The 14,521-nt window shown below is 38.2% G+C and carries 14 protein-coding genes; 7 read left to right on the forward strand and 7 right to left on the reverse strand.

Features of this window, described 5'->3' with window-relative positions:
- Positions 1-71: 71 nt before the first annotated feature.
- The 3 genes from ACE1ET_RS11225 to ACE1ET_RS11235 all read right to left on the reverse strand — a co-directional run bounded on the left by ACE1ET_RS11225 (position 72) and on the right by ACE1ET_RS11235 (position 2,337).
- Positions 72-470 (reverse strand): hypothetical protein, encoded by a 399-nt coding sequence (locus ACE1ET_RS11225; protein WP_375728500.1) that lies wholly within the window; start codon positions 468-470, stop codon positions 72-74.
- Positions 471-545: 75 nt separating this feature from the next.
- On the reverse strand, positions 546-1,298 hold the full coding sequence (locus tag ACE1ET_RS11230; protein WP_375728501.1) for a LytR/AlgR family response regulator transcription factor: 753 nt from the start codon (positions 1,296-1,298) through the stop codon (positions 546-548).
- On the reverse strand, positions 1,279-2,337 hold the full coding sequence (locus ACE1ET_RS11235) for a sensor histidine kinase (protein ID WP_375728502.1): 1,059 nt from the start codon (positions 2,335-2,337) through the stop codon (positions 1,279-1,281). The genes ACE1ET_RS11230 and ACE1ET_RS11235 overlap by 20 nt, the downstream gene beginning before the upstream one ends.
- 213 nt (positions 2,338-2,550) lie before the next feature.
- Between ACE1ET_RS11235 and ACE1ET_RS11240 the strand changes: the two genes are divergently transcribed.
- The 4 genes from ACE1ET_RS11240 to ACE1ET_RS11255 all read left to right on the forward strand — a co-directional run bounded on the left by ACE1ET_RS11240 (position 2,551) and on the right by ACE1ET_RS11255 (position 5,808).
- Complete coding sequence (locus tag ACE1ET_RS11240; protein ID WP_375728503.1) at positions 2,551-3,000, forward strand: DUF2231 domain-containing protein; 450 nt, start codon at positions 2,551-2,553, stop codon at positions 2,998-3,000.
- Between the two features lie 28 nt (positions 3,001-3,028).
- Positions 3,029-3,709: a response regulator transcription factor gene (locus tag ACE1ET_RS11245; protein WP_375728504.1), complete on the forward strand. Its 681-nt coding sequence runs from the start codon at positions 3,029-3,031 to the stop codon at positions 3,707-3,709.
- Positions 3,699-5,084, forward strand: coding sequence for a sensor histidine kinase (locus tag ACE1ET_RS11250; RefSeq protein ID WP_375728505.1), 1,386 nt, complete (start codon positions 3,699-3,701; stop codon positions 5,082-5,084). Before ACE1ET_RS11245 ends, ACE1ET_RS11250 begins: the two co-directional genes overlap by 11 nt.
- 88 nt (positions 5,085-5,172) lie before the next feature.
- Entirely contained in the window at positions 5,173-5,808 is a 636-nt protein-coding gene (locus ACE1ET_RS11255) for a rubrerythrin family protein (RefSeq protein WP_375728506.1), read from the forward strand.
- Between the two features lie 93 nt (positions 5,809-5,901).
- Here ACE1ET_RS11255 and ACE1ET_RS11260 read toward each other — a convergent pair whose 3' ends face one another.
- Positions 5,902-6,318, reverse strand: coding sequence for a hypothetical protein (locus tag ACE1ET_RS11260; protein ID WP_375728507.1), 417 nt, complete (start codon positions 6,316-6,318; stop codon positions 5,902-5,904).
- A gap of 88 nt (positions 6,319-6,406) precedes the next feature.
- A complete protein-coding gene (locus tag ACE1ET_RS11265; RefSeq protein WP_375728508.1) occupies positions 6,407-8,206 on the reverse strand; it encodes a glycoside hydrolase family 15 protein in 1,800 nt (599 codons plus the stop codon).
- A gap of 100 nt (positions 8,207-8,306) precedes the next feature.
- Here ACE1ET_RS11265 and ACE1ET_RS11270 point away from each other — a divergent pair, with 100 nt between their 5' ends.
- On the forward strand, positions 8,307-10,520 hold the full coding sequence (locus ACE1ET_RS11270) for a bifunctional alpha,alpha-trehalose-phosphate synthase (UDP-forming)/trehalose-phosphatase (protein WP_375728509.1): 2,214 nt from the start codon (positions 8,307-8,309) through the stop codon (positions 10,518-10,520).
- A gap of 6 nt (positions 10,521-10,526) precedes the next feature.
- Here ACE1ET_RS11270 and ACE1ET_RS11275 read toward each other — a convergent pair whose 3' ends face one another.
- Positions 10,527-10,997: a hypothetical protein gene (locus tag ACE1ET_RS11275; protein ID WP_375728510.1), complete on the reverse strand. Its 471-nt coding sequence runs from the start codon at positions 10,995-10,997 to the stop codon at positions 10,527-10,529.
- A 139-nt stretch (positions 10,998-11,136) separates the two neighbouring features.
- On the opposite strand from ACE1ET_RS11275, the gene ACE1ET_RS11280 reads away from it, so the two are divergent.
- Together ACE1ET_RS11280 and ACE1ET_RS11285 are read left to right on the forward strand one after the other, a co-directional pair.
- On the forward strand, positions 11,137-12,444 hold the full coding sequence (locus tag ACE1ET_RS11280) for an aminotransferase class I/II-fold pyridoxal phosphate-dependent enzyme (protein ID WP_375728511.1): 1,308 nt from the start codon (positions 11,137-11,139) through the stop codon (positions 12,442-12,444).
- On the forward strand, positions 12,434-12,988 hold the full coding sequence (locus ACE1ET_RS11285; protein ID WP_375728512.1) for a hypothetical protein: 555 nt from the start codon (positions 12,434-12,436) through the stop codon (positions 12,986-12,988). The genes ACE1ET_RS11280 and ACE1ET_RS11285 overlap by 11 nt, the downstream gene beginning before the upstream one ends.
- Positions 12,989-13,070: 82 nt before the next feature.
- On the opposite strand, the gene ACE1ET_RS11290 is transcribed toward ACE1ET_RS11285, so the two are convergent.
- Complete coding sequence (locus ACE1ET_RS11290; RefSeq protein ID WP_375728513.1) at positions 13,071-14,519, reverse strand: TrkH family potassium uptake protein; 1,449 nt, start codon at positions 14,517-14,519, stop codon at positions 13,071-13,073.
- Positions 14,520-14,521: the final 2 nt, after the last annotated feature.

The following is a 14,521-nucleotide window of genomic DNA, read 5'->3' on the forward strand; positions in this document are numbered from 1 at the left end:
CACCCTTTAGGCGAGGGGTAATTAGCAGAAAAACACGGAATATTGCTATCACATTTGGTAATAAGTAAAAATCAGATGAATTGTGGCGGACCACGCAGTGGGTCCGAATCGGGAAAATTATGTTGTTTGAAGCAGACCGGGCCAAATGTAAATATATTGGATAGGTAAACCTCCGGTTGAAGCTCTGTTTCTGTATTAACAATTGCAATGAAAAAATATTCAGGTTGTACAAAATTATAACGTGCTGTTAAAATACGGTCAACAAACGAATCATTGAACGCGTGACAATGGGAGGAAGAATCCTCGTGATTACCATGCTGAGTATCAGGTGTGGTTTTAAAAGGCGATTCGGATGTATGTGAATAAACCGAATCGAAGTGGTGATGATGTGGAATCAGTTCGTGCGCGGAAATTAAAATTCCCGAAAGTAGAATAAACAGTAACCCGATATATTTTTTAAACCTTTTCAAAACCTCATTCTGAATGAACCACAAATATAGAATAATTTACAAAGTCCTTCAATACTGAAATGTTATGAAATTGCTTTATCGGTCCATCCAGTCCTTAAATGCAGCAACGCGTTCCCTGCTGACAATAATATCTTCTTCTGTTGGAGATGATTTGAGTGAAATTTTTAAGCGGCTGTTGGAAAATGCAAGCACATCTTTAATGGTTTGATAATTCACGATGTAATTTCGGTTCACGCGAAAAAAGCGATAATTATCCACATGTGTTTCTATTTTTTCGAGTGAATAATCTATGGGGTAGTTTTTGCCCGTGGTTGTAAAGATAAAATTGCACCGTTCCATTATGTAAAAACAGACAATATCTGATGCGGGTACCGAATGGAAGTAATCGCCGGTTTTGATCAGAAAACGTTCTTTTGTTCTGGGTTGCAATTTTGTGAGAAGTGATTGAATACTGTTTAGTTTCGGTTGGGTTTGATGGATTTTTTTGAATTTATCCAACGCATGATTTAATTCGGTTGGATCAATGGGCTTTAGGAGGTAATCAACGCTATTTACCTTGAAAGCTTTAAGAGAAAACTCATCGTATGCAGTGGTGAAAATTACCGGCGTATCAATTTCTACATTTTCAAATATTTCGAAGCAGGTACCATCTTCCAGTTGGATATCCATGAATATCAATTCCGGAGCAGAATGAGCTAAAAGCCAGTTGGAAGCTGATTCAACAGAGCTTAACTGATCCAGAACATTAATCTCCGGATCAGCTTCAGCCAGCATGCGTTTCAGCTTATCGGCAGCCGGTTTCTCATCTTCAATGATCAGAATGTTCATTATTAGTCATTTTAAGTGGCAGAAAGACCACGAATTGATTATGTTCTTCTTTATAAGTCATGGTTTTATTCAGAATCAAATGTACACGTTCTTTCAGGTTTTTCAGTCCTGTACCTGTAGATTCCTGCATGGTTGATTTACGTTGAATATTGTTTTTAACGCAAATCACTTCATTTTCTATGTTGAGTTCAATAATCAGAGGCTTATCCATTGATGCCGCATTGTGTTTTAATGCATTTTCGATCAGCATCTGAACCGAGACAGGAATGACCTGATATTGGTCTGTTTCGAAGATTGTTGAATGCAGTTCAATTTTCCCATTGTCCCGTTCTTTTTGCAAGGCAAAATACTTATCCACAAACGCCAGTTCCTTTTTTAAAGGAACAAGATCATTTGTTTCGTTTTCAATGATATAGCGATAGATTTGTGATAACTTCTGGATGTAGTTGTCTGCTTTTTTGGCATCGCTGTACACCAGTTCTGATAGTGTATTAAGACTATTAAATAAGAAATGCGGATTGACCTGGGATTTCAATGTTCGGTACTGAAACCGTAGATTTTCTTCGCGTAATTGCTGTTCTTTTTTAGCGGACTTCTGCCATAATACGAAGAAAAAGGCAAGGGTGAAAAACAACAGCCATATCAGTAAGCGGGCGTTGCCAAAGCTAAGCTCCTGATGCAACAAATGATTCCAGAATCCCTGAAAACTTTCTCCGGTGAAAAAATACCATCCGGCCGAACCAAGAGTAATTGCGATGTTAGCGATTATAAAAGCGGCGATGTGAAAAATAAGGAGTCCCGGAATGATCTTTTTGCGCAATTCTTTATGAGAATATTTTTTTGAATGATTTACCAGATAAATGGTCAGGTACCCCAGCGAAATACACAAAATGAATATTGTAAAGAAAGAGGCTAAAGCAGTTGGATGAAATGCATCATGGTATTGAACCGATTTTATAATCATGGCTGCTAACAAGCTGAAAAACAGCAGGCCAACATGATAAATAATCCAGAATTTTGTTTTTTTAGATGGTTTCATTTGGTGTTTTTTTATAATTCACCAACAAAATAAAGGTATAACTACAATTATAATAAATTTTACTTGCAGAGCTGTGGAATTTACATGCTAAGTTGTTAGTGTACCTGTTAAGAACAGTATAAGGCAGTTTTTTAAGCGAATTTTAAGGAAAGTCTTACCTTCATTTAAGCAGTCCGGTTCTAATTTTGAACCAGTTAAATTAAATTCAAAGTTATGATTGACACAACTCACTTGCATCCCATGATTGTACATTTTCCAATCGCTTTACTTATTGTAGGCTTTGTATTTGACATCGTAAGCCTGTTCTTTAAAAAAGAGTTTTTTTCCCGGGCTGGATTTACTTTGTTGATTTTAGGTGCTTTAGGAACTGTTGCAGCTCTTTTATCCGGCGAACTGGCAGGAAGTGGCATTGCTGAAGAAGGTATGCTGAAGCAGGCACTCGAAATCCATGAATCAGCAGCAGAGTTAACAATATGGTTAGTTAGTATTACAGCCCTATACAGAATAGTTGTTGTATATTTGAAGAAATATTCAGGTATTTTGAAAGTTTTGTCAATGGTTCTGTTTTTTGCTTCTGTTTTAGCGATAGCAAGAACCGGATATTATGGAGGAGAACTGGTTTTTAAACACGCTGCTGGTGTTGAATTAAACCTGGGGTTTTAATCTGAATTGTGCATAAAATTAAATCTGAATGCGAATACTGATTGTTGAAGATGAACCCGGAATTGCAAATCTCCTTAAAGAGGGTTTGGAGGAAGAATCATATGCGGTTGATGTAGCTTATGAAGGCAATAAAGGTCTGGAGCTTGCACTGACAAATGATGGCGAATACGATATATTATTACTGGACTGGATGGTTCCTGGAGTTACGGGGCTGGAGATATGCAGGCAGGTCAGAAAGAGCGGTTCGGAGGTTCCTGTTATTTTTTTAACGGCCAGAGATACTGTGGATGATACAGTTTTTGCGCTGAATATGGGAGCTAACGATTACATCAAAAAACCATTCTCTTTTGATGAATTACTGGCCAGAATAAGGGTTCAACTAAGGAATGATAAATCGGAAACATCTGTTTTAAAAGTTGGTGATTTGGCAATGAATGTAGAATCGCATCAGGTTTTTTTGAAAGGAGAGGAGATTGCATTGACACAAAAAGAATTTGCATTGCTGGAATTCTTAATGCGCAGTAAAGAAAAAGTCTGTTCCCGGACCAGAATCATAGAACATGTGTGGGACATACATTTTGATTATGATACATCCGTAATTGATGTTTACATTAATGCATTGCGTAAAAAGATTGATAAAGGCAGAAGTACCAGTTATATTAGAACCATAAGAGGTGTGGGATACCTGATAAAAGACAATGAACGGTAGCAAATACAGTAATCGTGTAGCACTAAATTTTATGCTGGCTTCGGCCATGCTATCCATAGTAATTTTTCTTACCATTTACATTGTGGTGCACTCCACAGTCTATAATCATTTGGATGGTGACCTAAACGCCGAATCCCTGGAGCTCTTCAATAGCGTGGTTGTTTTGAGTGATCAGATTTACTTTACCAATCCCAATGAATGGTTGGAAAACGAACACGGTCAGATTGAGGTTAATCCAACCTTTATTCAATATGCCGACAGTTCAGGAACAGTTGTAAAAAGATCTCCAAATCTCGTAAATGAGGCTCTGCATGTTAAGAAGGATCAAATTGGAAAGTTGAACTTTAAAGATGAGATTTCCGGATCTCCCATTTACCAGCTGCAGGTTCCGGTTAAAAATACTCAGGGAGTAACACTTGGTTATATTTCAGTGGCTATGCCCCTGGAGGATACATTGATGGTTTTGAGAAACCTTAGAATTATATTAATACTTGCTTTTCCTGTTGTTTTGGGCATTTTATTTTTAATTTCCAGCTACATTGCACGAAAGAGTATTGAACCTATTTATCAGTTAACGAATACAGCGCAAAAAATTACGCATGAAAATTTGAAGGAACGTATAGAATTGCCTGTCCGTAAAGATGAACTATATACTTTGACCCAAACGATTAACGGTTTGCTGGATAGGATTCAGGGTGCCATAGAACGGGAAAAGCAATTTACGTCAGATGCTTCTCATGAACTGCGTACTCCGTTGTCTGTTTTGAAGGGAACAATGGAGCTGATGCTCAGAAAACCGCGTGAGGTGGCTTATTACGAGGATAAACTCAACAGTGGATTGGCTGAAATTGAACGGATGTCCGGTCTTGTTGAACAGCTTTTACTTCTGGCCCGGTTTGAAAGTGGAAAAGAAACACTGAATTTTAATGAACTTTCTGTTATTGAACTGGTCCACGATGTGATCTCGCGATTGGAGGAACCCGTTAATAAAAAGGATCTCACTTTTGATATTAGTATTCCGGAATCGATTACTATAAGAAGTGATGCATTTATGTTGGGACAAATCATTGAAAATATTTTAACCAATGCTGTTAAGTATTCGCCTGAACATGGGATCATCAATATAGCATCACATGAAAGTTCAGAACAACTCTCATTAACTATCAGGGATGAAGGTAAAGGAATGAGTCCGGAAGAAGTAAAGAAGATTTTTGAACGGTTTTACCGGACTGATGAGTCGCGAAGCAGTAGTATCAGCGGAAATGGATTGGGGCTTTCAATCGTGAAACGCTTTGCTAATCTGCTTAATATTATAGTTTCAGTTAATAGTGAGTCCGGAAAGGGAACTGCTTTTACCCTGATTTTCCACCATTGATTTTAAGTAAGTCTTAAGAATCCTTTCAGGTTCTTTTTATGCTCTTGGCTGTAGATTTGTGGGAGTAAAAAACATAAAATATAAAATTATGAAAACAGGATTTATCTCTTTTTTTATTCTTATAATGCTGTCATTGAATTTGACAGTTGAAGCCAAAGCACCGCTGGCTGTTAATTATCAGAAATCAGTTAAGGATTTGCAAAATGCATTTAAAGGTGAAACTACTGCAAGTGCAAAGTATGCAGCTTATGCAGAAAAAGCTGACAAGGAAGGTTACGGTAAAATTGCCCTGCTGTTCAGAGCGGCTTCTAAAGCTGAGAGTATACATGCAGGGAACCATAAAGCTGTACTCGAAAAAATGGCTGCCGAGGTACCGGTAGTAAATCCGGAATTTGAAGTTAAAACAACCAAGGAAAATCTCGGTGATGCGATTTCTGGTGAATCCTACGAAATTGCTACCATGTACCCAGATTTTATAAAGGATGCATCAGCTGAAAGTGCTAATCTGGCAATGATCTCATTTAACTATGCATATCAGGTCGAGAAGAAACATAAAGCCTTGTATGAAAAAGCGCTGAATGCGTTAAACGGAAACAATGTAGACTCATTATCTGATTTGTACATGGTTTGTACAACCTGTGGAAATACTTACGAAGGTGAAGCCCCGGCAAGATGTGGTATCTCAATGACCCCCAAAGAGCGATTTGTAAGAATTAAATTATAATTAGCAGGTTTCTACGGTTAGACATCAGGAAATAGTAAACCTGAAAATGAGACCCGGTTCAAAAGGACCGGGTTTTTTATGACTTAATCGAAATTATTGCAGAGTTACAGATTCGTCTGTTTCGTTGATCCAGTCATTTGCCTTCTCAAACGATGTAAACGATTTTATTATCAAACCGTTGTGTTTTGCGTATTGAGCGATCAGATATACAATTATTGAAACCGACCCTACAGATACAAGAGCAATTTTATTTTTAAGCCTTTCTTTTTGTTTAATAAGTCTGGCTTTTATGCTTTCAATTTCGTTATAGGATGGGTTAAATCTTATTTCGGTCAGATCAACGTTAAATTTTAGGTTTTCATGAAACTCGGGATGGTTCATGACCTTATTTAGTGCTTCAAGAGATTCACTGATTGATATATTTCCGACAGCCTTAATATTGCAAATATTTTCTTCAGTATTAAAATGATGCATAAATCCATCTCTCACATTTCCGTTCTCAAATATCATATCGATCAGGTATAAAGTATTATTTTAAAGAGGCGGCAAAAGTACAACCCTCAATTATACAAATTTATGATTTTTGTTAGTTTTTTCTCTATAATTCATTCATAGTATCCAGGTGAATTTCTTCTCCTGATAACATTATGGCAGTCTCTATTAACGCTAAATGTGAATACGCCTGAGGAAAGTTTCCCAGCAGACGTTTTGTTTGAAAATCAATATCTTCACTGTATAGCCCCAGATGATTGCTATGGCCGAGAAGCTCCTCGAATATTTTTTTTGCTTCCACTTTTTCACCAATTTTATATAAACTGTTGATGAGCCAAAAAGTACATATCGTAAAGGCGGAAGAAGGAACTCCAAAATCATCCGTATTTCTGTACCGATACATCAGTCCGTTGAATACCAGCTGTTTTTGAGTCGCTTTTACAGTTGATATATATCTGGGATGTCTTGCGTCAATAAATCCATAACTCTCCATTAGAAGAGTGGAAGCATCAAGTTCTTTTGAACCATAAGATTGAGTATAGGCACCGATTTCCTCATTCCATGCTTTTTTGTGTATATCTTTTTCAATGTTGTCACGCAGTTTTTCCCAAGGTTTAATATATTCCTTCTGTTTGATAAGTTTTGCAATTTTAAGTCCTCTGTCAACAGCAACCCAGCAAAGCACTTTTGAAAAGGTGAAATGACGTTGTTCATTTCTGATTTCCCATATTCCGCGATCCGGTTTCTTCCAGTTTCGTTCAACGCTTCTTAGAATACTTCGGGTTATCGTCCATAATTCTTCACTGTTCTGTAGAGATGTTTCATAAAGCTTGAACTGCTGATACATAACGTCCATTAAAACACCGTAAATATCATGCTGCTTCTGCTTATAGGCATCATTTCCAATTCTTACCGGTTTTGAGCCCATATATCCATCCAGATAATCAAGCGTTGTTTCAGTTAGTTTCTTTTCCCCGTTAATACCATACATAATCTGTATTTTATCATCTTTGTCTGATATCACATCAATGATAAAATTCAGGTACTTCTGCGCAACATTCATGTGACCAAGACCAGCCATGACTTTTATAACCATGGAGGCATCCCTGATCCAGCAAAAACGATAGTCCCAGTTTCTTATCTCACCTATAGTTTCAGGTAATGAAGTGGTAAGAGCAGCTATCACAGCTCCTGTTTTATCATAACTAAGTAATTTTAAAACAAGGGCACTGCGGATAATTTCATCGTTATAGTTTGTATATAGCATAGTCCGCTCTGACCAATTCAGCCAGTATACTTTAGTACGTTGTAACTTAAGATAACTTCGTTGAACGGATTGTGGTAAAATCTTTTGGTTATAGGAAACAAGAAAATAAGCATCAGAAGTAACTGTTATGGTTTCTCCATTCAAAATGCTGTTGAAATCTATATCAGAATAGAGGTAAAGAGAATCGTAGGTCCCTTTTAGTGTATGGCTTTTTACATACCCATCGTGAATATACGTTTTTGTAGGATGTTTTGCATATTCAAGACTGGGATTGTACTTAACCTTAAATTCTGGTGTCCCTTTAATGTGTTTTATAAATCGGATTATGTCCGGGGGACAGTAATAACCTTCCGAAGATTCATTTTTATACCTTGGCATGAAATCGATAACTTCAAAGATGTTTTCCCCATTATCAAACCGTGTGGATAAAATATTAGTATTTTTTAAGTATTTCTGTGAAATCGCGTATGAATCATCAGTAATGATTTTAAACGTACCACCCTTATTTTCATCAAGTAAGGATGCGAAAACAGAAGAAGAATTGAATGCCGGAAGACAGAACCAATCCAATGATGCATGCTCCGAAATTAGTGCGGCGCTACGGCAGTTGCCAACTATTCCGTAGTTTAAGTTGTCCATTTTTAATATATTTGTAAGAGTACGCAGTAAAATAAATCAAAAACCTTTAGTATTTCAAGGAATCCCCGTATTTTAAAGAAAAAAATACAACTACATATATATGAGTAAAATATTAATTGTTTCAAACAGATTACCTAGTCAGATTACAATCGAAGAGGACAAAATTTCAACAAAACCGAGTGTTGGAGGACTTGCAACCGGGATGAAATCAGTGTATAAATCCAGTGAAGGTGAATGGATTGGCTGGCCGGGTTTTAATAATGAAGATGTAACACCTGAACAAAAGGCTGAAATTGAGAAACTTCTGAAGTATGATAATTGTATTCCTGTTTATCTGGATCAGAAAGATATGGATGATTATTATGACGGTTTCAGTAACAGCACGATCTGGCCTTTGTTTCATTACTTTGCCCAATATACGGAATACAACCAGGAATTTTGGGATGCATACAAAGATGTAAACCAAAAGTTTGCGGATGTAATTATGCAGAATCTTGAAGGGGTAGATAAAGTATGGGTACATGATTATCACCTTATGTTATTACCAAAAATTATTAAAGAAAAGCGCCCCGATATTTCTATTGGTTTCTTCCTTCATATACCTTTCCCGTCATATGAGATATTCAGGATTCTGCCCTGGCGTGAAGATCTTATCGAAGGGATGTTGGGTGCTGACCTTATAGGGTTTCATACGTATGACTACCAGCGGCATTTTACCAGTTGTGTCAGACGTTTGTTGGGCTACGATGTGCAAATGAACCAGATAAACCTGGGAGATCGTATTACCAAGGTGGACGCCTTTCCAATGGGAATTGACTTTGAAAAATTCAGTAAGGCCGCAGAACGTAGCATCATGAAATCGGTTCATGATAAAACAGAGATCCGTCAGGAACTGGAAAAATACCTGTTGCTGGAGCAGGGGCGAAAGCTTATACTTTCCATTGACAGACTTGATTACTCCAAAGGTATACCAAACAGGTTGCATGCATTTGAAAGGTTTCTCGAGAAACATCCTGAATATACCGGTAAGGTCACATTAATACTTTTAGCTGTTCCATCAAGGGTTGAAGTGGAACATTATCAGGAAATGAAAAGTGAAATTGATGAATTGGTCGGAAGGATTAACGGAAAGTATTCAAAGGTGAACTGGACTCCAATCTGGTATTTTTACCGTTCATTTCCTTTTGAAAGTCTTATAGAACTTTACAATTCAAGTGCTATTGCTTTGATTACGCCTGTAAGGGACGGAATGAACCTTGTGGCTAAAGAATATATTGCTACCCGGACGGATAACAAAGGCGTATTGATACTAAGTGAAATGGCCGGCGCTACCAAGGAGCTTGGTGAGGCCCTTATAATTAACCCAAATAATTTTGAACAGATAGCTGATACCATTTATGAGGCTTTGAATATGCCTGAAGAAGAGCAGATTGAACGTAATATTATGCTGAAAGAACGTTTAAGACGTTATAATGTGGAACGTTGGGCAAATGATTTTCTGGAATCGCTTATTGACACGGCAAATTACAGGGAAAAATACCTGGCTAAGAAACTCAGTGATCCTATTATTAAATCCATAAAAAAGGACTATGACAAAGCCTTGAAACGCGTCATATTTCTGGATTATGACGGTACACTTGTAGGTTTTAAGAAGAATCCAAGGCAGGCCAGTCCTGAAAAAGAGGTTTATGAAATTCTGGATAAACTTGCAGCCGATCCTAAAAACCAGGTTGTACTGATCAGTGGCCGTGATAAGGAAGTGTTTACAGAATGGTTTGATAACCATAATTATACTTTGATAACCGAGCATGGTGTTTGGATTAGAAAACCAGGTGGAGTTTGGGAAATTATTGAACAGATGGATAACGACTGGAAGTCCTTTATCAGACCGGTCATGGAATTGTATGTGGACAGAACTCCGGGATCATTTATAGAAGAGAAGAATTATTCTCTGGTTTGGCATTACAGGAAAGCAGATCATGAGCTGGGAGCCATGCGTGCTCTTGAGATAAAAGATGAACTTACCAGTATGATCGCTAATCTGAGTCTGGAAATTATGGAGGGAAGCAAAGTAATTGAAATTAAAAACAGTGGGGTAAATAAAGGACGTGCTGCGGAAAAGTTATTGTTTAATGCCCAGGAAGAATTCGATTTTATATTGGGTGCAGGTGACGACTGGACAGATGAGTATTTGTTTGAACGTTTACCGGAAAATGCGGTCACTATAAAAGTTGGCATTGTCAATACGCAGGCCAAATACAAAGTGGATAATTATAATGCTGTTCGGAGTTTCCTTAAAACGCTGGTAGAGTAATTCAGGTTAATTCAGATAAACAGATCCCTTTCTGAAGATAAGGGTTTCTTCAGGAACGGGATTATATAATGTTATGAGATAATTATATGTTTTGGGTTCAAAACCTTTGAATTCAAATTCCCAGGTATAATAGCACCTGCAGCGGCAGTAACAATTTCCCTCGGCAAGGTCACAGGTGTCAGTAATGCTGATGAATATCGTGTCGTTATTGAATTCTGCCTCTGTGATAAACGGGGCGCAACAAATATAGTTTATGCCGACAAAGGCATGTAACGTGTCCCCGATAAGTGAAAAGTGAAGTGTGTCAGGTTCTTCCATCAATGTGCTTTTAATATCTGCACCTAAATTCCGGAGATTGCATCCGCCCGGCTGAACTGAAATAAATTCAATATTAGCGGGTTTTTCATTGGTTTGATTTTCACAGGAAATTGATATTAATGCGATTACGATTAATGTTATGAATAAAAGTCTTTTCATGGCGTGAGGGTTTTTTGACACTATCAAAATTAAGGATTTTATCCTGGATTAGTAATATTAAATTGAATTCAGTTTTTATAACAATTATCATTAGGTTATCTATCCGCGTTTTGTATTTTTAATGACCAAAAAAATAATAATGACACACAGCTTAATACCACAGGAAACCATTGAAGAAATAGCAGATGAACTTGCAATAAAAGATTTAGGTAAGGCAACTATTCGTGAAATCGTTTCGCTGGTTAATAAGACAGAGACCTTTACCGGTGAAAAATATGTTCGTATGGAAATGGGCGTTCCAAGCCTGCCACCACCTGAGATTGGTATTAATGCGGAGATAGAAGCTCTGAAAAATGGAGTGGCATCGAAATACCCAATGCTGGAGGGACATCCTGAACTGAAAAAGGAAGCTTCGCGGTTTTTTGAAGCATTTCTGGATGTGGTTATTTCACCTAATCATATTGTACCGGTTGTGGGTACTATGCAGGGAACCTATATTTCATTTATGACTGCAACTCAGGCAATGCCTGACAAGGATCATGTATTGTTTATTGATCCCGGATTTCCTGTCCAGAAGCAACAACTTCAGGTGATGGGCATTAAATACCGCACGTTTGATGTGTACCGGTACCGTGGGAAATATCTTGCTGATAAGCTGGATGATATGTTGCGCGATGGCAAAGTTGCCTGTATCATCTATTCCAATCCGAATAATCCGTCGTGGATATGTTTTACAGAGGATGAACTCCGGATCATTGCAAAAAAAGCGGATGAGTACAATGTCATAATTATAGAGGATCTCGCTTATTTTGGAATGGATTTCAGAAAAGACCTGGGCAATCCGTATGAACCCCCATATCAGTTAACTGTCGCTAAATATACGTCAAACTATATCATTCATATGTCCAGCTCAAAAGTATTCAGTTATGCCGGGCAACGTGTGGCGCTTACGGCTATATCAGATCTGTTGTATGAGCGCAAATATAAGTTGCTGAATGAGCGTTACGGCGTAGCCTCATTTGGTGCAACGTATGTAACGCGTATCCTGTATGCACTGACTGCCGGAACATCACATTCGGCTCAGTATGGTTTAACGGCTATGCTGAAAGCGGCTAATGAGGGTCGTTTCAGATTTCTGGATGATGTGAAGGTATACGGTAAAAGGGCAGGGGTGATGAAAAAAATGTTTCTGGATAATGGATTTCATCTGGTTTATGATAAAGATTTGGACCAGGAACTGGCTGATGGCTTTTACTTTACGATTGGATATAAAAATATGACAGGTGGAGAGCTGGCTCATAAGCTGATCTACTACGGAATCAGTTCCATTTCTCTGGATACAACCGGAAGCAGACAACAGGGTATAAGGGCCTGTACGGCTTTTGTTACGGAAGATCAGTTTGAAGATTTGGAGAAACGTTTAAAAGCTTTTGCCAATGACTTCTGAGTTGGATCGGCTTGAAGATTTCATGAAAACGGACCTGATTCTGTCCGCTGTTCCTGAACTCAGCAAAAGAGCTGTTGATGATCCTCAATTATTCAATCAGTTATGGGTATTTGTTAAACGACGGGAACCAAAACTTTCGTGGCGTTCAGCATGGGTACTGGACCATGCAACAGAAGATCATTCTGAATTACTAGACCCAATTTTGCCGGAAGTTTATAAGGAATTGAATGAATCCGGTGAAGAGATTGACGGCACAATAAGGCATCTGATGAAATTTGTATTGCGTTGTCCTGTGTTGGAAGAGGAAGGTGGTTATCTGATTGATAAATGCATGACATGGTTGATGACCAATGATATACCAACAGCAATCCGGGTCCATTCCCTGGAATATCTCTATAACATTTATCTCCTGATGCCTGAATTTAAAAATGAATTACTGTCTGTTATCGATGCCAATATGGAAAAAGGTTGTTCGCCCGGACTTATGGTAAGGCTTAAAAGAGTAAGGCTCAGTATTGAGAAAGGTAAAAGACAAATAGGTTGAAAGTTGCGAGTTACAAGTTACAAGTTGGGAGTTATAGCATGAAATGTTGATTCTTATGTCTTGTGTCTTATATCTTAAAGTGCTATTTTTTCCAGAAAGCTGCACTGAACATTACAATTATTGTAAAGAGTTCCAAACGTCCAAGAAGCATAAGGAAAGAGAGGTACCATTTTCCAAAGTCAGGAATATAGGCAAAATTAGCAGCCGGTCCAACATCCCCGATACCAGGACCAATGTTTCCGATACAGGTTACCACAGCGCCAACACTGGTTTCAAAATCAATTCCCAGAGCAGAAAGTACGACGATACTAACAATAATACTTATCACGTAGAATACGAAAAACGCCAGTACATTGGTTACAATTTCAGGTGCCACCACCCTTGAATTATATCTTGCCGGAATAATTGCGTTGGGATGAATCAACCTTTTTAATTCGTATGAACTGTTTTTAATCAGCATGACAATACGTACGATTTTTATGCCACCACCTGTTGACCCGGCACTTCCTCCAAAGAACATCAGAATAAATATCAGGATCGAAAGCAATGGAAACCATGTCAGGTAATCTGCTGTAGCATAACCAGTGGTTGTTATGATAGAAACCACCTGAAAAAGCGAATCCCTGAATGCCCGTTCTAAACCAAGTCCGTGCTTATACATTAAACCTGCACCGATAACGAGTGTAAAAAGGATCACAAAACCAAGATAGAACCGGAATTCTTCATTCTTAAAGACCTTTTTCGGTTTCAGTTTTATGGCAAAATATGTAAGGGTGAAATTGGTTCCTGCAAGGAACATGAAGAGAGTAATAACGTATTGAATATATGGTGATTCCCAATATGCTATACTGGCCTGTTTGGTTGAATAGCCGCCCGTTGCCATTGTTGTAAAGGAATGACAAACAGAATCGAAAACATCCATTCCTCCAAATGCCAGAAGTACTGTCTCTGCAATGGTTAATGCCAGATAAATTCCCCACAGTCTTTTAGCTGTTGATGTAATCTTAGGATGCAGCTTGTCGGGAGTTGGACCCGGAACTTCTGCAGCAAAAAGCTGCATTCCGCCAACTCCGAGAAAAGGAAGTACCGCAAGTGATAACACTATAATTCCCATACCGCCCAGCCACTGAATAATACTTCGCCAAAAAAGGATGCCATGTGGCAGGGCTTCAATGTCGTTTAATATGGAAGATCCGGTAGTGGTAAAACCTGACATGGTTTCGAAAAAACTGTCAGTAAAAGAAGGGATGTAACCGCCAATGTAGAATGGGAGAAGACCAAAAAATGAAAAAACGATCCATACAAGACTTACAATGATATAACCTTCCCGCTTACCGATTTTTTTTCCTGCATGTCTCCCCAGGATACCAAAAATTATTCCCGTCCCACCGGTTATAATAGCCGCCTTAATATGAGAAGTGATATCCGGTTCCTTATAAAACAGTGCCACTCCTGCGGTAACAAACATAAAAAATGCTTCTACCACCAAAAGTAGACCAAGAACCCGGAAAATCAACTTGTAATTTATCATCA

It is taken from the genome of Quyinboa mangrovi, assembly GCF_042219825.1.
Lineage (GTDB): Bacteria > Bacteroidota > Bacteroidia > Bacteroidales > UBA5342 > JBHJHP01.